Source organism: Bradyrhizobium tunisiense (assembly GCF_042263385.1).
Lineage (GTDB): Bacteria > Pseudomonadota > Alphaproteobacteria > Rhizobiales > Xanthobacteraceae > Bradyrhizobium > Bradyrhizobium tunisiense.
Genome location: NZ_JBHLEV010000003.1, coordinates 514746 through 536918, shown reverse-complemented (window position 1 = coordinate 536918; position 22173 = coordinate 514746). Strand labels below are relative to the sequence as shown.

The 22173-nt window shown below is 64.8% G+C and carries 17 protein-coding genes; 7 read left to right on the top strand and 10 right to left on the bottom strand.

What is annotated here, in order from left to right; translation table 11 throughout:
* Window positions 1-474 precede the first annotated feature (474 nt).
* Together gltB and ACFDR6_RS15795 are read left to right on the top strand one after the other, a co-directional pair.
* Entirely contained in the window at window positions 475-5220 is a 4746-nt protein-coding gene (gene gltB / locus ACFDR6_RS15800) for a glutamate synthase large subunit (RefSeq protein WP_212079980.1), read from the top strand.
* Between the two features lie 156 nt (window positions 5221-5376).
* Window positions 5377-6828 (top strand): glutamate synthase subunit beta, encoded by a 1452-nt coding sequence (locus tag ACFDR6_RS15795; RefSeq protein WP_375858812.1) that lies wholly within the window; start codon window positions 5377-5379, stop codon window positions 6826-6828.
* A 190-nt stretch (window positions 6829-7018) separates the two neighbouring features.
* Here the strand turns inward: ACFDR6_RS15795 and ACFDR6_RS15790 are convergent, their stop codons facing one another.
* The gene (locus tag ACFDR6_RS15790) at window positions 7019-8776 is read right to left on the bottom strand and encodes an outer membrane beta-barrel protein (RefSeq protein ID WP_375858811.1); all 1758 of its coding nucleotides are present in this window, start codon (window positions 8774-8776) and stop codon (window positions 7019-7021) included.
* A gap of 194 nt (window positions 8777-8970) precedes the next feature.
* On the opposite strand from ACFDR6_RS15790, the gene ACFDR6_RS15785 reads away from it, so the two are divergent.
* Window positions 8971-9978 (top strand): KpsF/GutQ family sugar-phosphate isomerase, encoded by a 1008-nt coding sequence (locus ACFDR6_RS15785; RefSeq protein WP_212079973.1) that lies wholly within the window; start codon window positions 8971-8973, stop codon window positions 9976-9978.
* A 165-nt stretch (window positions 9979-10143) separates the two neighbouring features.
* On the opposite strand, the gene ACFDR6_RS15780 is transcribed toward ACFDR6_RS15785, so the two are convergent.
* Entirely contained in the window at window positions 10144-10695 is a 552-nt protein-coding gene (locus ACFDR6_RS15780; protein ID WP_375858810.1) for a carboxymuconolactone decarboxylase family protein, read from the bottom strand.
* A 73-nt stretch (window positions 10696-10768) separates the two neighbouring features.
* Here ACFDR6_RS15780 and ACFDR6_RS15775 point away from each other — a divergent pair, with 73 nt between their 5' ends.
* Window positions 10769-11095 (top strand): winged helix-turn-helix transcriptional regulator, encoded by a 327-nt coding sequence (locus tag ACFDR6_RS15775; protein ID WP_212079969.1) that lies wholly within the window; start codon window positions 10769-10771, stop codon window positions 11093-11095.
* A 170-nt stretch (window positions 11096-11265) separates the two neighbouring features.
* Here the strand turns inward: ACFDR6_RS15775 and ACFDR6_RS15770 are convergent, their stop codons facing one another.
* The 4 genes from ACFDR6_RS15770 to hemH all read right to left on the bottom strand — a co-directional run bounded on the left by ACFDR6_RS15770 (window position 11266) and on the right by hemH (window position 14975).
* Entirely contained in the window at window positions 11266-11709 is a 444-nt protein-coding gene (locus ACFDR6_RS15770; RefSeq protein ID WP_212079968.1) for an NfeD family protein, read from the bottom strand.
* A gap of 55 nt (window positions 11710-11764) precedes the next feature.
* A complete protein-coding gene (locus tag ACFDR6_RS15765; RefSeq protein ID WP_212079967.1) occupies window positions 11765-12766 on the bottom strand; it encodes an SPFH domain-containing protein in 1002 nt (333 codons plus the stop codon).
* A gap of 198 nt (window positions 12767-12964) precedes the next feature.
* Window positions 12965-13933: an ABC transporter substrate-binding protein gene (locus tag ACFDR6_RS15760; RefSeq protein WP_375858809.1), complete on the bottom strand. Its 969-nt coding sequence runs from the start codon at window positions 13931-13933 to the stop codon at window positions 12965-12967.
* Between the two features lie 4 nt (window positions 13934-13937).
* The gene (gene hemH / locus ACFDR6_RS15755; RefSeq protein WP_375858808.1) at window positions 13938-14975 is read right to left on the bottom strand and encodes a ferrochelatase; all 1038 of its coding nucleotides are present in this window, start codon (window positions 14973-14975) and stop codon (window positions 13938-13940) included.
* 81 nt (window positions 14976-15056) lie between these two features.
* On the opposite strand from hemH, the gene ACFDR6_RS15750 reads away from it, so the two are divergent.
* Window positions 15057-15455, top strand: a complete 399-nt coding sequence (locus ACFDR6_RS15750) for an MAPEG family protein (protein ID WP_212079951.1) — start codon at window positions 15057-15059, stop codon at window positions 15453-15455.
* Window positions 15456-15462: 7 nt separating this feature from the next.
* Here ACFDR6_RS15750 and ACFDR6_RS15745 read toward each other — a convergent pair whose 3' ends face one another.
* The 4 genes from ACFDR6_RS15745 to ACFDR6_RS15730 form a co-directional block, all read right to left on the bottom strand.
* A complete protein-coding gene (locus ACFDR6_RS15745) occupies window positions 15463-15900 on the bottom strand; it encodes an acyl-CoA thioesterase (protein WP_375858807.1) in 438 nt (145 codons plus the stop codon).
* A 164-nt stretch (window positions 15901-16064) separates the two neighbouring features.
* On the bottom strand, window positions 16065-17180 hold the full coding sequence (locus tag ACFDR6_RS15740) for a nickel/cobalt transporter (protein WP_375858806.1): 1116 nt from the start codon (window positions 17178-17180) through the stop codon (window positions 16065-16067).
* Window positions 17171-17809 (bottom strand): DUF1007 family protein, encoded by a 639-nt coding sequence (locus ACFDR6_RS15735; RefSeq protein WP_375858805.1) that lies wholly within the window; start codon window positions 17807-17809, stop codon window positions 17171-17173. The genes ACFDR6_RS15740 and ACFDR6_RS15735 overlap by 10 nt, the downstream gene beginning before the upstream one ends.
* On the bottom strand, window positions 17809-19890 hold the full coding sequence (locus tag ACFDR6_RS15730) for a M3 family metallopeptidase (RefSeq protein WP_375858804.1): 2082 nt from the start codon (window positions 19888-19890) through the stop codon (window positions 17809-17811). The genes ACFDR6_RS15735 and ACFDR6_RS15730 overlap by 1 nt, the downstream gene beginning before the upstream one ends.
* A 140-nt stretch (window positions 19891-20030) precedes the next feature.
* Between ACFDR6_RS15730 and ACFDR6_RS15725 the strand changes: the two genes are divergently transcribed.
* The gene (locus ACFDR6_RS15725; RefSeq protein ID WP_094895990.1) at window positions 20031-20285 is read left to right on the top strand and encodes a hypothetical protein; all 255 of its coding nucleotides are present in this window, start codon (window positions 20031-20033) and stop codon (window positions 20283-20285) included.
* Between the two features lie 667 nt (window positions 20286-20952).
* Window positions 20953-22095, top strand: coding sequence for a type III PLP-dependent enzyme (locus tag ACFDR6_RS15720; RefSeq protein ID WP_317242238.1), 1143 nt, complete (start codon window positions 20953-20955; stop codon window positions 22093-22095).
* Window positions 22096-22173 lie beyond the last annotated feature (78 nt).

Genomic DNA, 22173 nt, shown 5'->3' with positions numbered 1-22173 from the left:
CAGGCCCTGGATGACTTGCGCTCTTTCGCTTCTTGCGGCGTGGCGCGCCTTCCGAAGGGCCGATCCGAAGCTTCATTTGGGATTTCGGCGCCCGCAGGGCCGGATCGGGGCGCGTTTGCTTCAAAACCGGGGCCGCGCAACATTCGGAAAGCGATTGATTGACATATCGGGAATCGGGACTTCCGCGCGCTTGTGTGATAGACAAAAATTTGGCAAGGTGATGTTTAGGACAGGAAGACTGTCTCAATTTTGCTTGCGGTTCCGGCACAGGGATTGCAGCGAAAACTGGCACTTTCGAGCGCCGGCGAGGTACCAGGCAAAGCCGTTCTCGGGGACGAAGAACGCCTAGGCCTGAATTTAAGAAAATGCGGCTCGCAACGGACGAGCGGTGACCCAGAGGCGGGTGCCGCGGAACGCCCAAGGTGCGCCGAAGATGGCGGTGAGGCAGCTTGCCGCATGGAGAGGATTGGAACAATGAACGGGTCGCAATTCGAGCGCGCAAACATCGTGGCAGAAGAGCTGTCGGCGACGGTCGCCTCGAAAACGACCGATCCGATGACCGATCCGATTCAGGAGCACAATTCGCGCCCGCCGGCCGAAGGCCTGTACGATCCGAGTCTGGAGAAGGATTCCTGCGGCGTCGGCTTCATCGCCAACATCAAGGGCCGGAAGTCGCACGAGATCGTCGCTGACGCTCTGAATATCCTCTGCAACCTCGAGCATCGCGGTGCCGTCGGCGCCGATCCGCGCGCCGGTGACGGCGCCGGCATTCTGGTGCAGATCCCGCACGCCTTCTTCAGCCGCAAGGCGAGCGAGCTCGGCTTCACGCTGCCGGCGCCCGGCGAATACGCCATCGGCGCGCTGTTCATGCCGCGCGACACCGCGTGGCGCAACGTCATCAAGAGCATCATCGCCGACCAGATCAAGGAGGAGGGCCTGACCCTGCTCGGCTGGCGCGACGTGCCGACCGACAATTCCTCGCTCGGCGTCACCGTGAAGCCGACCGAGCCCGCCTGCATGCAGGTGTTCATCGGCCGCAACGGCACCGCCAAGACCGAGGACGATTTCGAGCGCCGGCTCTACATCCTGCGCAAGTCGATCTCCCAGGCGATCTATCAGCGCCGCGACCGTGGGCTTGCGGGCTATTATCCCTGCTCGCTGTCTTGCCGCACCGTGATCTACAAGGGCATGTTCCTCGCCGACCAGCTCGGCAAGTACTATCCCGACCTGCACGAGACCGATTTCGAGAGCGCTCTCGCGCTGGTTCACCAGCGCTTCTCGACCAACACCTTCCCGGCCTGGTCGCTGGCGCATCCCTACCGCATGATCGCGCATAACGGCGAGATCAACACGCTGCGCGGCAACACCAACTGGATGGCGGCGCGCCAGGCTTCGGTGAGCTCCGAACTCTACGGCAAGGACATCAACCGGCTCTGGCCCATCTCTTATGAGGGACAGTCGGACACGGCCTGCTTCGACAACGCGCTCGAATTCCTGGTGCAGGGCGGCTACTCGCTGCCGCACGCGGTCATGATGATGATTCCGGAAGCGTGGGCCGGCAATCCCCTGATGGATGAGAAGCGCCGCGCGTTCTACGAATATCATGCCGCGCTGATGGAGCCGTGGGACGGCCCCGCCGCGATCGCCTTCACCGACGGCCGCCAGATCGGCGCCACGCTCGACCGCAACGGCCTGCGGCCGGCGCGCTATCTCGTCACCAAGGACGACCGCATCGTGATGGCGTCCGAGATGGGCGTGCTGACGATCCCCGAGGACCAGATCATCACCAAGTGGCGCCTGCAGCCCGGCAAGATGCTGCTGGTCGACCTCGAGCAGGGCCGGCTGATTCCGGACGACGAGATCAAGGCCGAGCTCGCCAAGAGCCATCCCTACAAGGAGTGGCTGGAGCGGACCCAGATCGTGCTGGAAGAGCTGCCGAAGGTCCCGACGACAGGCGTGCGCTCGAATTTGTCGCTGCTCGATCGCCAGCAGGCGTTCGGCTACAGCCAGGAAGACATCTCGATCCTGATGACGCCGATGGCGTCCACCGGCGAGGAAGCCGCGGGCTCGATGGGCAACGACACGCCGATCTCGGCGCTGTCGGACAAGGCCAAGCCGCTGTTCACCTACTTCAAGCAGAACTTCGCGCAGGTCACCAATCCGCCGATCGACCCGATCCGCGAGGAGCTGGTGATGAGCCTCGTCTCGATCATCGGACCGCGGCCGAACCTGTTCGACCTGCAGGGCCTTGCCACCACCAAGCGTCTCGAAGCGCGTCAGCCGATCCTGACCGATGCGGACCTGGAAAAGATCCGCTCGATCTCGGACGTGGCCGACACCCACTTCAAGTCGCGCACGCTGGACACCACCTTCCACGCCGGTCTCGGCGCGGCGGGCATGGACCAGGTGCTCGACGAGCTCTGCGCGCGCGCGGAAAGCGCGGTGCGCGAGGGCGTCAACATCATCATTCTGTCCGATCGCATGGTCGGCACCGACCGGGTGCCGATCCCGTCGCTGCTGGCCTGCGCCGCCGTGCATCATCATCTGATCCGCACCGGCCTGCGCACCTCGGTCGGCCTCGTCGTCGAGTCCGGCGAACCGCGCGAGGTGCATCACTTCGCTTGCCTGGCCGGCTACGGCGCCGAAGCGATCAATCCGTATCTGGCGTTCGAGACCATCATTGCGATGAAGGACCGCCTGCCCGGCTCGCTCGACGACTACGAGATCGTCAAGCGCTACATCAAGTCGATCGGCAAGGGCCTCTTGAAGGTGATGTCCAAAATGGGCATCTCGACCTACCAGTCCTATTGCGGCGCGCAGATCTTCGACGCGGTCGGCCTCAAGGCCGACTTCGTCGCAAAATTCTTCGCGGGCACGCACACCCGCGTCGAGGGCGTCGGCCTTGGCGAGATCGCCGAAGAAGCCGTGCGCCGCCATGCCGACGCGTTCGGCGATGCTCAGGTCTACAAGAGCGCGCTCGATGTCGGCGGCGAATATGCCTATCGCAGCCGCGGCGAGGACCATGCCTGGACCGCCGAGTCGGTGTCGCTGCTGCAGCACGCCGCACGCGGCAATTCGCAGGAGCGCTATCGCGCCTTCGCAAAAATCCTCAACGAGCAGTCCGAGCGCCTGCTGACGCTGCGCGGCCTGTTCCGGATCAAGAACGCCGACGAAGAGAAGCGCAAGCCCGTCCCGCTCGACCAGGTCGAGCCGGCCAAGGACATCGTCAAGCGTTTCGCGACGGGAGCGATGAGCTTCGGCTCGATCTCGCGCGAGGCGCACACCACGCTCGCGATCGCCATGAACCGGATCGGCGGCAAGTCGAACACCGGCGAGGGTGGCGAGGAAGCCGACCGCTTCAAGCCGATGCCGAACGGCGATTCGATGCGCTCGGCGATCAAGCAGGTCGCCTCCGGCCGCTTCGGCGTCACCACGGAGTATCTCGTCAACTCCGACATGATGCAGATCAAGATGGCGCAGGGCGCCAAGCCCGGCGAAGGCGGCCAGCTGCCCGGCCACAAGGTTGACGCGACCATCGCAAAGGTCCGGCACTCGACGCCGGGCGTCGGCCTGATCTCGCCGCCGCCGCATCACGACATCTACTCGATCGAGGATCTGGCGCAGCTCATCTACGACCTCAAGAACGTCAACCCCACCGGCGACGTCTCGGTCAAGCTCGTCTCCGAGATCGGCGTCGGCACGGTGGCGGCGGGCGTCGCCAAGGCGCGCGCCGACCACGTTACCATCGCGGGCTTCGAGGGCGGAACGGGTGCATCGCCCCTGACCTCGATCAAGCATGCCGGCAGTCCTTGGGAGATCGGCCTCGCCGAAACCCACCAGACCCTGGTGCGCGAGCGGCTGCGCAGCCGCATCGTGGTCCAGGTCGACGGCGGCTTCCGCACCGGGCGTGACGTCGTGATCGGCGCGCTCTTGGGCGCCGACGAGTTCGGCTTCGCCACGGCGCCGCTCATCGCGGCAGGCTGCATCATGATGCGCAAGTGCCATCTCAACACCTGCCCGGTCGGCGTCGCGACCCAGGACCCCGTCCTGCGCAAGCGCTTCACGGGCCAGCCCGAGCACGTCATCAACTACTTCTTCTTCGTCGCGGAGGAAGTCCGCGAGATCATGGCCTCGCTCGGCTTCCGCACCTTCAACGAGATGGTCGGCCAGGTTCAGCTGCTCGACCAGACCAAGCTGGTCGCGCACTGGAAGGCCAAGGGCCTCGACTTCTCGAAGCTGTTCGTCAAGCAGAAGGAAGAGAAGGGCCAGAAGATCTATCACTCCGAGCGACAGAACCATCATCTGGAGGCGGTGCTCGATCGCACGCTGATCGAGAAGGCGACGCCTGCGCTCGATCGCGGTGCGCCGGTGAAGATCGAGGCCAGTATCAACAGCACCAACCGCTCCGCGGGCGCGATGCTGTCCGGCGCGGTCGCCAAGATCTACGGCCATGCCGGCCTGCCGCACGACACCATCCATGTCAGCCTCAAGGGCACCGCGGGCCAGGCCTTCGGCGCGTGGCTCGCCCACGGCGTCACCTTCGAGCTCGAAGGCGAAGGCAACGACTATGTCGGCAAGGGCCTCTCGGGCGGCAAGATCATCGTCAAGCCGCCGAAGAACTCCGCCATCGTGCCGGAGGAGAGCATCATCGTCGGCAACACCGTGATGTACGGTGCGATCGAGGGCGAGTGCTATTTCCGCGGCATCGCCGGCGAGCGCTTTGCCGTGCGCAATTCCGGCGCGGTCGCGGTGGTCGAGGGCGCGGGTGATCATTGCTGCGAATACATGACCGGCGGCATCGTGGTCGTGCTCGGCAAGACCGGGCGCAACTTCGCGGCCGGCATGTCCGGCGGCATCGCCTATGTGCTCGACGAGACCGGCGACTTCGACAGGCTGTGCAACATGGCGATGGTCGATCTCGAGCCGGTGCTGTCGGAAGAGCTGATCAACGCCGGCACCTATCACCATTCCGGTGACCTCGAGGCGCACGGCCGGGTCGACGTGTTCAAGAACCTGCTCGCCTCCGACGTCGAGCGGCTGCACGTGCTGATCTCGCGCCATGCGAAAGCCACCGGCTCCAAGCGCGCCGCCGACATCCTTGCCAATTGGAAGGACTGGCTGCCCAAATTCCGCAAGGTGATGCCGGTCGAGTACCGGCGCGCGCTGCGCGAAATGGCCGCCAACGCGGACGCCGAGCCGAAAATCGCGATCGGGGCGTAAGATAAAGCCCTCATGGTGAGGAGCGCGAAGCGCGTCTCGAACCATGAGGTCACCATCCGGGCCTCTATCCTTCGAGACGCGGCGCGCAGAGCGCGCCGCTCCTCAGGATGAGGAGTGAGAGATCAAAACGACCAAGCGGCAGGGACTTCGGGTTTAATGGGCAAGATCACGGGTTTTCTCGAAATCGAACGGCACGACCGCAAGTACACGCCGGTCGCCGAGCGCGTGAAGCATTACAACGAGTTCGTCGTTCCCTTGACCGAGAAGGAAGTGCGCGACCAGGCCGCGCGCTGCATGAACTGCGGCATTCCCTATTGCCACGGCACCGGCTCGGTCGCGCCCGGCACGCCCGGCTGCCCGGTCAACAACCAGATCCCCGACTGGAACGACCTCGTCTATCAGGGCGACTGGGAAGAAGCCTCGCGCAACCTGCACTCGACCAACAATTTCCCGGAGTTCACGGGGCGCATTTGTCCTGCACCATGTGAAGCCTCCTGCACGCTCAACATCGACGACAACCCGGTGACCATCAAGACCATCGAATGCGCAATCGTCGACCGCGCCTGGGACAATGGCTGGCTCAAGCCGGAGGTTGCAGCCGTCAAGACCGGCAAGAAGGTCGCGGTGATCGGCTCGGGCCCAGCCGGCATGGCCTGTGCGCAGCAGCTCGCGCGCGCCGGCCACGACGTGCATCTGTTCGAGAAGTTCGCCAAGGCCGGCGGCCTGCTGCGCTACGGCATCCCCGACTTCAAGATGGAGAAGGGCGTCATCGACCGCCGCGTCAAGCAGATGGAAGGCGAAGGCGTCACCTTCCACTACAACAGCCATGTCGGCGCTGACGGCAACATCGATCCGCGCGAGATGCTCAACGAGTACGACGCCGTGGCGCTGACCGGCGGCGCGGAAGCCCCGCGCGACCTGCCGATTCCCGGCCGCGAGCTATCAGGCATCCACTACGCCATGGACTTCCTGCCGCAGCAGAACCGCCGCGTCTCCAGCGAGCCGCTCGGCGGCGTCCAGGAGATCCTGGCCGGCGGCAAGCATGTCGTCGTCATCGGCGGCGGCGACACCGGAAGCGACTGCATCGGCACCTCGCTGCGCCAAGGCGCGCTCTCGGTGACCCAGCTCGAGATCATGCCGGCCCCGCCCGAGCGCGAGAACAAGGGCCTGACCTGGCCGAACTGGCCGCTGAAGATGCGGACGTCGTCGAGCCAGGCCGAAGGCGCAGTGCGCGAATACGCCGTGCTGACCCAGAAGTTCTCCGGCGAGAACGGCCAGGTCAAGAAGCTGCACTGCGTGCATGTCGACGACAAGTTCAAGCCGATTGCCGGCACCGAGTTCGAGTTGGAGGCCGAGCTCGTCCTGCTCGCCATGGGCTTCGTGCATCCCGTGCATGAAGGCCTGCTCAAGCAGCTCGCTGTCGAGCTCGACCCCCGCGGCAACGTCAAGGCCAACACGCTCGACTACCAGACCTCGCGCCCGAACGTGTTCTCCGCCGGCGACATGCGGCGTGGGCAATCGCTGGTGGTCTGGGCCATCCGCGAGGGCCGGCTGTGTGCAAGGTCGATCGATACGTTCCTGATGGGGAAGACGGATCTGCCGCGGTAGAGGCGGTCATTCCGGGGCGCGCCACTTGGCGCGAGTCCGGAATCCATCGAGCCTCAGGGTCGGTGGATAAATGGATTCTCAGGTGCGCAATTGCGCACCGTAGCTCGCGCTTCGCGCGCCCCGGAATGACAGCGGAAAGAGCGGCGCCTTGCATCGTGATCGCGCTGAATGCGCTCGGCAGCAGGCGACTCTAATTCTGCAGCCTCACCCCGAGCATCACCACAGTCCCCTGCGAGCTTGACCCCGCGACGCTCGAATCCAGGATGTCATGCCGGAGCGTGCCCTTGACCCAGATGTTGCGGTTGAGCTTGTAGATCAGGTTGCTTTCGAACGAGTAGGTCTTGTCGTTGCGGTTCTGGCCCTGGTAGTCGAGCGTGCCGTAGGTGAACTTGCCGACGGCGGTCAGCCAGCGGCGGAAGTCGTGGTCGACTTCGGCGGAGTAGGTGCGCACCAGCACGCCGGAGGAGCCGGGGATGGTCGTCTCGGCGATCTGCGTGTCGGTGAAGAACTTCACCGTGGTCAGGCCGCTCGCGTTCCAGATCAGCGAGCCCGTGGTCAGGAAGCCTGCGAGCTGGCTGAGGCGCGGATCGGTATAATTGCGCGCGGAATAGCCGACCGAGATTTCACCGGTGAGGATGCGCGAAAACTCGAACGACGAGCCGACCTTGGCATAGCCGCCGTTTGAATCGCGGAAATAGCCGTTGCGGTCGGCGGCCTGATCGTGGATTCGGGTGTCGCCCTGGACCTCGACGAACGGCTTCAGGCCGGGCTTGAGATCGTAGGAGAAGCGCCCGATCCCGCCATACTGGTTGAAGTTGCGGTCGTCATTGCTGAAAGTCGAGCCGTCGGTGAGCTTCGAATCCGTATAGGCGGTGCGATCGACGGTGGCGCCGACGGCGACCTGGAAACGGTTGAAGGTCTGGTCGAAGCCGACGGTGGTGCCGTAGGCGGCGTAAACAGGATATTTCTGCAGGCCGGCCTGCACGTTCGGGCTGCCGGGATTGTCGGTGGCGAGGCGCAGGCGCAGCTGCGAGGTCAGCTTGAGATCGCGGTCGACGTCGAGCCGGCCGTCGACATGGCCGGTGAAGTCCGGACGATTGGCCTCGACCGGCGAAGGCGAGGCAAAACCGTTGATCGTCGCCGGCATGTTGTTGGTGTAGCCGGAGAACGAGCCGCGCAGGTCGGCGACCAGCGCGTGGCGTTCCCAGTCGGACGTCACCAGGAGATCGGGCGCGACAACGTAGACCGGCGATCCGACCGGCCTGTTGAGACGCGTCGGATTGGTATCGTAGCCGGTGGAGAGTTCGAGTCCGCCCTTGATCAAAAAGCTGCCGGCATAATCGCCGACGGCTCCAAACGGATCGTCATCTGCCTTGAGGCGGCGACGCAGCGGCTGGCCGGGCACGGTGCCTGCCATCGCCGCCGGCACCGGCGCCTTGTTGGCGGAGGCAGATGGCGGCGGTGCAATCTTCGGCAGGCCGAGCGTGGACGGCGGCGGCGCTGTGGTCGGCGCCGGCGAGCCGGGACCGGCCGCGCGCTTCGGCTTCGGCTGCCCGGGATAGAGCTTGGGTTGCTGCCGCTTGCGGTTGAGGGCGTCGTAACCGGAGCTGCTCGCGCCGCTCGCGGCGGGCAATCCATATGTCGGGACCTGACCGATGCGCGAGGTCGCCGGCGTTTGCTGGCGCTTGCGCGGATCGGCATTGGGATCGGGCAGCGCGGGGAGCGTATCCGACGGCGCCTGCGGCACGCCCGCCGTGCGGCGCGTCGGCAGCGTCTCGGGCGAGGCGAAGCCGCCGCGGTTGGGGTTGAACAGATCGGGCGTGAGGCTCTGGGCGGCCGCGGGGAGGCTTCCGAGGGTCGTCAGCGCAAGACAGGGGACAAGACACGGCAAAGCCGCGCGCAGAACGAGCACGCGTTTGCTCCGGCCGGTGCCTGGAGACGACCCCACGATGGAATAACTCCAACGAAATCAAACACTTTTACGATCGTCCCCACCGGCTGGCGGGAACCATCGTTAATGGAGTTAAAACAATTATGGTTAATGACCGGTTGAGGCTTCGGGCAGGCTCGTCGCCTCGCGGGCTGCGGCGTGCTAATGAGGCGCCGACCGGGGCGAACGCCCCCTCCTCCCTGGACCAGAGCATGCCGAGTTCGAAACCGCTGATGACCTCATCATCCGGCCACATCCCCGACAGCGTCGAATCCGCGCTCCGCACGCTGGAGACGGAGAGCGGCGGCATCAACGCGCTCGCAGCCGCCCTGCGCGGCCCGCTGGGCGAGACGTTTGCCAGAGCGGTCGACCTGATCCGCAACGCCAAGGGCCGCGTCATCGTCACCGGGCTCGGCAAATCAGGCCATATGGGGCGCAAGATCGCCGCGACGCTGGCCTCGACCGGCACGCCCGCCTTCTTCGTGCACGCCGCCGAGGCCGGCCATGGCGACCTCGGCATGATCACCACCGACGACGTCATCATGGCGCTGTCCTGGTCCGGCGAGCAGCCGGAGATGAAGAACGTCGTGAACTATTCGGCGCGCTTCGCCATCCCCATGATCGCGGTGACGTCGAACGCAGCGTCCTCGCTCGGACAAGCCGCCGACATCGTGATCGAGCTGCCGAAGGCGCGCGAGGCCTGCCCGCACAATCTGGCGCCGACCACCTCGACCATGATGCAGGTCGCGGTCGGCGACGCCATCGCGATCGCGCTGCTCGAAGGCCGCGGCTTCACCGCGCTGGAGTTCGCGCATTTCCACCCCGGCGGCAAGCTGGGCGCGATGCTGAAATTCGTCCGCGACTACATGCGCACCGGTGCCGAGATCCCGCTCAAGCCCATGGGCACCAAGATGTCGGAAGCCGTGGTCGAGATGTCGGCCAAGGGTCTCGGCTGCGTCTGCATCGTCAACCAAGCCAACGAGGTCGCAGGCATCATCACCGACGGCGATTTGCGCCGCCACATGCGTCCCGACCTGCTGACGGCATCGGTCGACGACATCATGACGAAGCAGCCGAAAACCGTGCCGCCCTCGATGCTCGCCACCGAGATGATCGAGGTGCTGAACACAAGCAAGATCACGACGCTCGTCGTGACCGAGGCGGGCAAGGTGGTGGGCATCGTGCATCTGCACGATCTGCTGCGGGCGGGCGTGGCGTAAGCGGGCCCCGTTTCTCTCCGCCGTCATTCCGGGGCGCGCCCGCTTGGGCGCGAGCCCGGAATCCATTTATCTCAGTGGACGCTGCACGATGGATTCCGGGTTCACGCTTCGCGTGCCCCGGAATGACGAGGAGGGAAAGGCGATCCTCGCAATGACGGGGGAGACCTATACCGGAAACCGCGCCGCGTTCTCCTCCAGCGGCAGCCACAGCCCGTTCGCCAGATACGACACGGTGCGATAGAAGCCGCACAGCAACATGATCTCCAGGATCTGCGCCTCCTCGTAATGCGCGGATAGCGCGGCGAATTCAGCATCGTCCAACGTCGCGCGGTGATGCAGCGCATCTACGGCCGCGATCAGCGCCTGCTCGCCCGGTGACCAGAACGACGACGTCGCATCACCCTGCACGGTAGCACGCACTTCATCCTCGCTGAGCTTCGCCGCCCCGGCAAATATCGCGACATGCACGCCCCATTCATATTCGCATTTGTTCAGCGCACAGGTGCGGTCGATGACGATCTCGCGCTGGCGGAGCGACAGTGGACCGGGATCGAGCAGGCCACCGGCACGAAACTTGTCCCAGGCGCGGCCGTGACCCGCCATCACCCGGAACAGCATCAGCGGCGGCGCGCCGCGCATGATGCGATCGAACTGCGCCTGGATCTCCGGGGGATAAGGCGGGGTAAGCGGGGCGATGCGCTGCGTGGATTGGGACATGAGCCGTCTCCATTGCTACAACTATAGTAGCAGAATGCTACATTATTTGTAGCAATGTGCAAGGGGGGCGACGATGTCGAAGCAGACACACACGAAGACGCGTCCGGCGCGGGGATCCCGCACCGGACGACCGATCATGGCGCTGCTGGATCTGCTCGGCCGGCGTTGGAGCCTGCGAATATTGTGGGAATTGCGTGGCGAGTCCCTCACCTCCCGCGCATTGCGCACCGCCTGCGACGAGGCCTCACCGACAGTGCTGCAAGCGCGGCTGACGGAGTTGCGCGAAGCGGGATTCGTGGAACTCGGCGAGGCGGGAGGTTATGGACTGACGCCGCTGGGGCGAGAACTGTGCGAGACGTTCATGCCGCTGCACCGGTTTGCGGAGAAATGGAAGAGGTAGCGCTCTGTTACCCTCCCCTGGAGGGGGAGGGTCGCTGCGCATGAAGCGAAGCGCAATACGTAGCGGGGGTGGCGGTGCCTCAACATCCAACAGTGCCCGAGTGGAGCGATCACCCCACCCCGCTCGCGCTACGCGCGATCGACCCTCCCCCTCCAGGGGAGGGTAAGAGACTACGCAGCCGCCACGGTCAGATTTGCGCCATCCACCTGCACCACCTTCACCCGCGTTCCCGCCGGCGTATCGGGCCCGGCCACACGCCACACCGTGTCGCCGATGCGCACGGTGCCGCTGCCGTCGATGATCGGCTTCTCCAGGGTGAACTCGCGCCCGAGCAGCGCCTCGGTACGCTTGTTGAGGAAGGGGCTGGCGCTCGCATCCGGCTTCGGCCGGGCGAGGCGGCGCCACACCGGCACGGCGGCAGCGGCGAACACCGCGAACATCACGAGTTGGATCTGCCATGACATGGCAACGGCGAACGAGACCGTCCCCACCAGCAGCGCGGCGAGCCCGAGCCAGAACAGGAATATGCCCGGCGCCAGCACCTCCAGCGCCATCAGGATGAAGCCGAAGATCAGCCAGTTCCAGCTACCGAGCGATACGAACATGTCGGTCATGACACGACCTTCCATCATTGGCGCGAGCCCCTTTCAAAGGCTGATGCGCCGGTCATTATCCCTGCCGCGGCGGCACCGCCGGCGGCGTGCTGCCGGTCGGCGGCACTGAGCCGGGGCGGCGAGCGGCAGAGCCAGAGGCCGCGCTCTCGCCGAACGTGGCCTTGGCGATCTCGCCGATGCCGGCGAGCGAACCGAGCATGCTCGTGGCTTCGATCGGCAGCATGATGATCTTCTGGTTCGGCGCGTCCGCGAACTGGCCGAACGCTTTGATATATTTGTCGGCGATGAAATAGTTCAACGCGGCGACGTCGCCCTTGGAAATGGCTTCGCTCACCATCTGGGTGGCCTTTGCCTCGGCCTCCGCCGAACGCTCGCGCGCCTCGGCGTCACGGAACGCCGCTTCCTTCCGGCCCTCGGCCTGCAGGATCTGGCCCTGCTTGGCGCCTTCGGCGCGCAGGATTTCCGACTGGCGCTGGCCTTCAGCGGCGAGAATGTCGGCACGCTTGACGCGTTCGGCCTTCATCTGCCGGCCCATGGCTTCGACGAGGTCTGCCGGAGGCACGATGTCCTTGATCTCGATGCGGTTGACCTTGACGCCCCAGGGCGAGACCGCGGCGTCGACGACACGGAGCAGGCGCTCGTTGATCTCGTCGCGATGCGACAGCACCTGGTCGAGATCCATCGAGCCCATCACCGAGCGGATGTTCGTCATGGTCAGGACCGTGATGCCCTGGTTGAGATTTGAGACCTCATAGCTCGCCTTCGCGGCATCGAACACCTGGTAGAAGGCGACGCCGTCCACCGTCACGGTGGCGTTGTCCTTGGTGATGACCTCCTGCTCGGGAATGTCGATCACCTGCTCCATCATGTTGATCTTGCGTCCGACCCGGTCGAAATAGGGTACGATCAGATTGAGCCCGGGGCTGAGCGTCTGGGTGTATTTGCCGAATCGCTCGATGGTCCAGTCATACCCCTGCGGCACCGTCTTCACGCCGGCCACCAGCGTGACGATGACGAGCACCACCAGAACAATCGCGAAAATACCGAAACCGCTCATATTTCCTCCAAGGCGGAAAGAAGCCGGGAAAAGCCCTTTTCCCGCGCAGTCATTGGTCGGGATCACGACCTTACCGGTTCAGCGGTCGCAAGTAACGTCGGTACCGGCGCAATTCTGAATAAGACGGGCAGAGAGGGAGCGGCCTCGATATGCATGTGCGGAAGGCCCTTGAAGCACGCAGGCCCGCTGCGGACGCTTTCATTCGATGACATCGTTCGCGATCGCGAGCAAGCCCGCGGGAAGCGTGATGCCAAGCGCCTCGGCGGCTTTCAGGTTGATCGTCAGCTCGAACCTGGTGGGGTTCTGCACCGGCAGGTCGGCTGGTCGCGCGCCCTTCAGGATGCGATCGATATAGTCCGCAGCGCGGCGCAGCTGCTCGGTGCTGTCGGTGCTGTAGGCCATCAGCCCACCCTCCCCGACGAAGGTACGGCTCCAGAACACCGCCGGCAAACGAGCCTCGCCGATCGCCGCCAGCAGCTGCGTGCGATTGGCCATGGTGAAGAAATCAGGCAGAACCAGAAAGCCGCCGTCCCTGCGCGTAGCCAGCGCCGCGATCGCGCCCGCGTCGTTCACCGGCGCGGGCTCGACGGCCACGTGAAGAGTCCGCGCGGCGTCCTCGATCGTGCGCAGCATCAGGGACGCGAACGGCGCGGTATCGGGATTGTAGACGACGAAGACGCGGCGAACGGGCGGGGTGACCTGCGTCAGCATCTCCAGCCATTTGCCGGCCAGTGGGCCGTCGTAATCGGTGAAGCCGGTGACGTTGCCGCCGGGATGCGCGAGGTTTTCGACAAAGCCCTGGCTGACGGGATCGGTCACGACGGCGAACACGATCGGGATCGTCGCGGTGCGCCGTCGCAACTCTTCGACCGAGGGCGTGCCGACCGCAAGCAGAATGTCGGGCTTGAGCGCGATCAACTCGTTGGCGAGCTCCGCGATGCGCGCGCGGTCACCGCCGCCGCTGCGCCAGTCGATCTTGAGGTTGTCGCGCTCCTTCCAGCCGTGACCGGCGAGCGCCTCGACAAGGACCATGCTGCGCGTCTGGCCGATCGCATCATCGGCCGCCGTGACCGAGAGCACGCCGAGCCGGCGCGCGGGTTGCTGCGCCGCTACCTTCGACGGCAACACCGCGATCATCCCAAGCGTCAGGAGTTCGCGGCGGTTCACGGCTCTATATCCAGCCCTGAAGCTCACGCAGCACCAGGGTGCGGATTACATCCATGCCCGGTTCGCTGTCGTTGAGGCAGGGGATCGCGGAAAACTGCTCACCGCCATTGTGCTTGAATATCTCCGCGTTCTCCTGCGCGATCTCTTCCAGCGTCTCCAGGCAGTCGGCGGCAAAGCCCGGCGTCACCACAGCGATGCGGCGCAGGCCTTCCTTCGCGAGCCGCTCCATGGTCTTGTCGGTGTAGGGCTGGAGCCATTCGTCATTGCCGAAGCGCGACTGGAAGGTCAGCAGCAGCTTCGTCTCGTCCATGCCGAGCCGGCGGCGCAGTGCCTCGGTCGTGGCGATGCAGTGCTGCTGATAGGGATCGCCCTTGTCGACATAGGATTTCGGCATGCCGTGGAAGGACGCCACGATCAGCTCAGGCTCGAAGGACAGCGTTGCAAGATGCGTCTCGATCGAGACGGCAAGCGCCTCGATATAGGCCGCGTCCTCGTAATAGGGCGGCGTCACCCGCAGCGTCGGCTGATTGCGCAGTTGGGCGAGCACGCGGAACACTTCGTCGCAGACGGTCGCCGAGGTCGAGGCGGAATATTGCGGATAGAGCGGGACCGCCAGGAGGCGCTCGCAACCTTTCGCGATCAGGGCGTCGATGCCCGACTTGATCGAGGGATTGCCGTAGCGCATCGCCCAGTCCACCACGACGTGGCCCCTGTCCGAAAGGGTGACCGCGAGCTTCTCGGCTTGCGACCGCGTGATGGTCTTCAGCGGCGACTCGTTCTTCTCGGTGTTCCAGATCTTCTGGTAATCCAGCGCCTTGGTACGAGGACGGCTGCGCAGGATGATCCCGTTCAGGACCAGCTTCCAGATCAGACCCTGGTCCTCGATGACGCGGGCGTCCGAGAGGAACTCCTTGAGATACACCCGCACGCCCGGAGCATCGGCCGTATCCGGTGTTCCGAGATTGATCAGGACCACACCGACGCGCGGCAAGGCAGATTGGGTGGCCGGTCTCGCGGCCTCGAGGGGGACGACACTGGTCATGGCTCTGTGGGTCGCGCGTTGGTCCTAACTTGTCAAGGTGAGCCCGGCATCGCTAGGGTCGCACCCAGGCGGGAGGGGTTCATGACACTGGCGGAATGGTGCGTCTTTGGAGCGCTGCTGCTCTATCTGTCTACGATCGCCTCGGTCAAATGGATCGGGTTTCGCCGCTTCGATAATTCCCGGCCACGCGACCCCGCCTTCTATGAGGACGCGCTCTCGCAGCGCGCGCTCGGCGCGCACCAGAACGGCATCGAGACGTTCCCATTCTTCGCCTTCGCGGTGCTGCTCGCCGAATACAGGGATTCGCCGCAGCGGCTGATCGACGAGCTCGCGGCATTGTTCCTGATCGTACGGATCGCCTATGTGCTGACCTATCTCGGCAACCGCCCAACGCTGCGCTCGATCCTCTGGACGGTCGGCTTTGCAATCAACCTCGGGATCTTCCTCATGCCGGCACTGAAGCGGTTCCTGCCGGTGTGAGGCGGCCTCATGGCGCCAGATGACGTTCCCGTGTCGCGATCAGCCCTCGCATCGAGGCCGGGATCGTGACCGGACGATGAGTCTCCTGGTTGGTGTAGACCCAGACGATCTCGCCGGTGACCAGCGCCTCCGTGCCGCCTTTCAGGAAGATGGCGAGTTCGAAGACGAGGCTCGAATTGCCGATCCGGGCCACACGCACGCCGACGTCGAGCTCCCAGTCGAAGCGGACCGGCGCCTTGTACTCGATGACGGACTTGACGACGTGGAAATCAATGCCGCTCGCCTGCGCGTCGGCATATTGGTCGAAGCCGAGCGCGCGGAAATATTCGGTAATGGCAGTGTCGAAATAGGTCAGATAATGCGCGTTGAAGACGACGCCCTGCCCGTCGATCTCGGAATAGCGCACCCGGAACGGATGAAAGAACCAGAAATTTTCGCGCGACATAAGATCCCCCGGCCGAGATCATTTCGGCTCGTCATTGCGAGGCGCCCTTGCGACGAAGCAATCCAGACTGCCGCCACGGAGGCACCCTGGATTGCCTCGCTACGCTCGCAGAACAGGTGCACGAGCGTCATGCCTAACTGAGCGCAGCGAGCCACGAAGACTACTCAAAAACACGTCGTCCGTTCGGCCGCGATATAGCCCAGCAACAGGCCCGCGCCGAACAGCAGCACGACACCCGCGGCCGCAAACTCGATGCCGCGCATGAACAGCGCACCGCCGCCATCCCGCCCTGCGCTGAGGCGAGCGGCGATGTCCTTGGCGGAGACGGCCACGACCGCGATGGCCGCGACCGTAATCGCAGTGCCGAGCCCCATCAGGAGGGTCGCGGCAATACCGGCCCAGAACAGGCCCTGCGCGAGCGCGAACACCAGCACCAGGATCGCACCCGAACAGGGGCGGATGCCAACGGTGACGATCGCGGCAAGGCCACGCCGCCAGCCACCGGGGCCCGCCAGCTCGCTCGGCGTGGGGCCGTGGGAATGGCCGCAATGCTCGTCATGGACATGATCGTGCACGTGGTGGTGATGCGCGTGACCGTGGTCGTGGTCATGATGACCATGCGCATCATGATGATGATGATGGTGATGGTCGTGATCATGGTGATGTGGCACGCCGGCGATTGCCGGCACCGGCTGGATCGCCTGGAGCGCGCGGATGAAGGTGCGGCCCTTGACCCAGACGAGGCGCAGCCCGAACAGTGCGATCAAGGCGTAGCTCGCGATTTCGATGACCCCTTCCGCCTTGCACATGGTTTTGGCGGTCGCGTTCAGCACCCACGCCGAAATGCCGACGATCAGGATCGCTACCAGCGACTGCATCAGCGCCGAGGCAAACGACAGCGCGATGCCACGCCGGGCAGTCTCGCGGTTGGCAACCAGATAGGAGGCGATCACCGCCTTGCCGTGGCCGGGGCCGGCGGCGTGGAAGATGCCGTAGGCGAACGAGATGAACAGCAGCGTCCACACTGCCGACCCGTCGGACTTCGCTGCCCGGATCGTCGTCGACATCTGGCGATAGAATTCCGACTGTTTTGCCAGGAGCCAGCCGATCAAGCCGCCCGCCTCGGGCTGGGCCGCTTGCGCCGGACGCGGCGCGCCAAAGGGGTTTTGCGCGAGGAGATCGTGAAGAACGGCGTCCGCGACCCCGAGCACGACGACAACCGCGGCGCAGGCGAGAAGCCCGCGGGCGAACGGGGATCGAAGAGGACCGATCAAGGGCAATCCACCGTGATCTTGTTGGCGAACATCATGCCGAAATTGGTGTTCTCGCCGTTCAGGAAGGTCTGCTCGTTGAGCTTCTGCGCACTGGCGGTGCCGTCATTCGGCCGCTCGAGCTTCGTCTGGCAGCCGGCGGGCGCGCCGACCAGCTTGACCGGATTGTCCTTGGCCATCTTGAAGTCGATGAAGAATGAACGGTCGAACACTTCGAGCACCAGTTGCTTGGGCTTGACCGGGTTCTTCAGCGGCAGCGTGAAGTGCAGCGTCAGCACGGTGTCCTTGTAGTCGAGGAAATAGTCGACCGGCTCCTGGAAGCGCTCCTTCTTGCCGTCGGCTCGCGCAAAGGTGAAGTAGGCATATTCCTTCAGCGACTCGACGTTGGTCTGCGCCAGCGGACCGAGCTCCTCGCGCGTATAGGCACCCTTGGTCTTGCTCTCGAGCCCCTGCACCGCATAGGTCGAGAACATGTCGTCGAAAGTCCACGCATGGCGGACGCCGGTGACGGTGCCGTCGGCCGCGTAGAGCAGCTCGCTGGTCGCGGTGATCCAGACATGCGGATGCGCGCTCGCCGCGCCCGCCGCGAGCATCGTCGCGGCGGCGAGCAGCCATCCGAACAAGCGGCGCATACTCATCAGGCTGCCTTGGCGTTGTCGAGCAGGCCGCGGCGGCGGAGCAGCGCGTCGGGCTCCGGCGGGCGGCCGCGGAAGGCCTCATAGGCCGCTTCCGGATCGACCGATCCGCCGCTCGCGTAGATATCGTCGTGCAGGCGTTTGGCCACCGCCGGATCGAAGATGTCACCGGCCTCCTCGAACGCGCCGAAGGCGTCGGCATCCATCACCTCCGACCACATGTAGCTGTAATAGCCGGCAGCATAATGGTCGCCGGTGAAGATGTGACCGAACTGCGTCGGGCGGTGACGTAGCGCGATCTCCTCGGGCATGCCGATCTTCTCCAGCGCGCGTCTCTCGAAGGCACGGACATCCTGCGCAGCGGAAGCCGGCTGGGTGTGGAATTCGAGGTCCACCAGTGCCGAGGAGACGAACTCGACCGTGGCAAAGCCCTGGTTGAATTTTCGCGCGGCAAGGAACCGTTGCAACAGCTCGTCCGGCAGCGGCTCGCCGGTCTGGTAGTGACGGGCGAACTTCTGCAGCACCTCGGGCCGCTCCTGCCAGTGCTCGTAGAGCTGCGAAGGCAGCTCGACGAAGTCGGTGAATACGGAGGTGCCCGACAGCGACGGATAGGTCACGTTGGAGAGCATGCCGTGCAGGCCGTGGCCGAACTCGTGGAACAGGGTGCGGGCGTCGTCAGGCGACAGCAGCGAAGGCTCGCCGCCGGCTCCCTTGGCAAAATTGCAGATATTGAGGACGAGCGGGGCGACGTCGCCGTCGAGCTTCTGCTGATCGCGCAGCGAGGTCATCCAGGCGCCGGAGCGCTTCGACGGCCGGGCGAAGTAGTCGCCATAGAACAGCGCCTTGTGCTTGCCGTCGGAGCCCTTGACCTCCCAGACCCGGACGTCGGGGTGCCAGACCGGAACGTCCTTGCGCTCCTCGAAGGTGATCCCGAACAGGCGCGTGGCACAATCGAAGGCGGCTTCGATCATGTGGTCGAGCGAAAGATACGGCTTGATCGCCGCGTCGTCGAAATTGGCGCGCTGCAGGCGCAGCTTCTCGGCGTAGAAGCGCCAGTCCCAGGGAGCGAGCCTGAAATTGCCGCCCTCCTCCGTGATCAGCGCCTGCATCTCGTCGCGGTCGGCGAGCGCCCGGGCGCGCGCGGGCTTCCAGACCCGCTCCAACAGGCCCCGCACCGCGTCCGGCGTCTTGGCCATGGAATCCTCGAGCCGGTAGGCGGCGTAGGTCGGATAGCCCAGGAGGTTCGCGCTCTCTTCGCGCAGCTTCAGTATCTCGACGATGGTGCCGTTGTTGTCGTTGGCATTGCCGTTGTCGCCCCGCGCAATGAAAGCCTTGTAGACCTTCTCGCGCAGGTCGCGCCGGGCCGAGCTCTTAAGGAACTGTTCGACCGAGGAGCGCGACAGCGTGACGATGGCCTTGCCTTCCATGCCGCGCTCTTCCGCCGCAGCCTTGGCGCTGGCGACGAAGCTCTCCGGCAGGCCCTGGCGATCGGCCTCGCCGAGCTCCATGAACCAGTCCTGCTCGTCGCCGAGCAGATGATGGCTGAAGCCGGTGCCGAGCTGGGCCAGCTTCTCGTTGATCTCGGCCATCCGCGTCTTGGCCTCCTCGGAGAGGCCGGCGCCGGCGCGATGGAAGCGGGTGTAGGTGCGCTCCAAGAGGCGGAGCTGCTCGGGGGTGAGACCGAGACCGGCGCGGTTCTCATGCAGCTGGCCGATGCGACCAAACAGCACGGCGTTCATCATGATCGGATTCCAGTGCCGCGCCATCCGCAAGGAAACCTCTTTGTCGATCTCCAGGATGGCCGGGTTGGAATGCGCCGAGACGAGGTCGTAGAAGACCGCCGCAACTTTGCTCAAGAGCTTGCCCGACCGCTCCAGCGCCGTGATGGTGTTGGCGAAGTCCGGCGCGGCGGGATCGTTGGTGATCGCCGCGATCTCGGCGGAGTGGTCGGCGAAGGCCTGCTCGAAGGCCGGGAGGAAGTGCTCCGGCTCGATCTCGTCGAAGGGCGGGGTCGCAAACGGCGTTACCCAGGCCTTCAGCAGCGGATTGGTCGCGGAGTCCGTAGTTTGGCGGGGTTCTGACATCGCAAGTCCCGGTTTTCATGGGTCGATTGTTGCGGCCAGCTATAGCACGCGATGGGGCTTTTTTGGGCCATTTGGCCTTGCTCCCGCCCGCCTTTTCGGGGAGATTGCGGCCCTTGATTGGACCACGGACCCCTGAGCTAATGAACGCGCCTTCCTCGTCTTCCCGTCAGATCGCCTGGCCAAGCGTCATCACGGTCATCAGCGCCGCCATCTTGATCGGCGCCGAAGTGTTCGGCGCGGCCTTTGCGGGCGGCTGGGCACTCGCGATCCTGTTCGGGCTCGGCGATCAGGGCACGCACATCCTGCAGGCCGTGCTGTTCGCACTCGGCGTGCTGGTGATGACCGCCTTCATCCGCGCAGCTCAGCGCATCGAGCCGTTCACGAAGCGCGGCTGACGCACGCGCGAGCATGACGCTCGCGCCGGCTTGAAAACTTAACGCCCGTTCATCTTCCGCGTCGCTCGCGCAACACTGCGCAAGCAGATGTTAGGCAATTCTGTTCTCAGCCTAAAAAAATTCTTGCGAAGCAGAGTCAAAACGCTTATGTGCGCTCTTGCCCAATTTCGCACGTGCCTGTGGTCGTGTGTCAGTCGGTAGGTATCCGGACAAGAGGCCGGACAGCCGCCAAGGGGTGAAGAAGCCGAGGGGCTCTTCGGAAGTGCGGAAGTCGGAAGGCTCATAGCCGGAAGACGAAAGCAAACCCGGAGCGTCCAGCATCTCTCTCAAGAGATGCCTTGTCGAAGGTGACTTCACTTTTTGCAACCGTGACTGGCAGCCGGAGGCGAACCGGCGCACCCCGCTCTCAACGGGGGACGCGACTTAAAGCAACGACGGATCGGGCTTTTTTGGTCTCTACCGGCATTCCAACGCCGGCGCGGGCTACTGAAAAGGCTTGTCCTTCATTGCCAGGTGTGCGGGCGGGAAATTCCCAACCAATCCACGGCAGCACAGTCTGATTTGAGTCTTTGGCTCGTCGCGCCTCCATCGCGCGATCTGGCCGGGGCGCTTATCCGACGACATTTTTTGAACGGATCCCCGTCGCTGGGCCGTTTGGGAGAGTGCTATGACCGAACGTATTCAGGAATTCCTGCGCAACCGCCGCAGCGAGGGCCAGGACACCGAGCCGTGCCTCGTCGTCGACCTCGAAGTCGTGCGCGACAATTACCAGACCTTCGCCAAGGCGCTGCCCGACAGCCGCGTGTTCTATGCCGTCAAGGCGAACCCGGCGCCGGAAGTGCTGTCGCTGCTTGCGTCCATGGGCTCCTGCTTCGACACCGCGACGGTCGCCGAGATCGAGATGGCGCTGGCCGCGGGTGCGACGCCCGACCGCATCTCCTTCGGCAACACGATCAAGAAGGAGCGCGACATCGCGCGCGCCTTCGCGCTCGGCATCCGGCTGTTCGCGGTCGATTGCTCCGCCGAGGTCGAGAAGATCGCCCGAGCCGCCCCCGGCGCGAAGGTGTTCTGCCGCATCCTCTATGACTGCGCCGGCGCCGAGTGGCCGCTGTCGCGCAAGTTCGGCTGCGACCCGGAAATGGCCGTCGAGGTGCTCGACGTTGCCAAGCGCCTGGGCCTGGAGCCGTGCGGCATCTCGTTCCATGTCGGCTCGCAGCAACGCAAGGTGAAGGCGTGGGACCGTGCGCTGGCGATGGCCTCGCAGGTGTTCCGCGACTGCGCCGAGCGCGGCATCAACCTGTCCATGGTCAACATGGGCGGCGGCTTCCCGACCAAGTACTTGAAGGACGTGCCGCCGGTCGTCACCTACGGCCGCTCGATCTTCCGCGCGCTGCGCAAGCACTTCGGCAACCAGATTCCGGAGACCATCATCGAGCCGGGCCGCGGCATGGTGGGTAACGCCGGCATCATCGAATCCGAGGTCGTGCTCATCTCGAAGAAGAGCGACGAGGACGAGGTGCGCTGGGTCTATCTGGACATCGGCAAGTTCGGCGGTCTCGCCGAGACCATGGACGAGTCGATCCGCTATGCCATCCGCACCCGTCACGACGGCGCGGACATGACGCCGTGCGTGCTCGCAGGTCCGACCTGCGACAGCGCCGACGTGCTGTACGAGAAGAGCCCGTATCCGCTCCCCGTCACGCTGGAGATCGGCGACAAGGTGCTGATCGAAGGCACCGGGGCCTATACGTCGACCTACTCGTCGGTGGCGTTCAACGGCATCCCGCCGCTGCGGACGTACCACATCTGATCCGCCTCTCTTTCTCCGAGGCCTGACGAACCCGGGAGCCGGCTTGCCGGCTCCTCCTCCACATCTCGATATCTGACG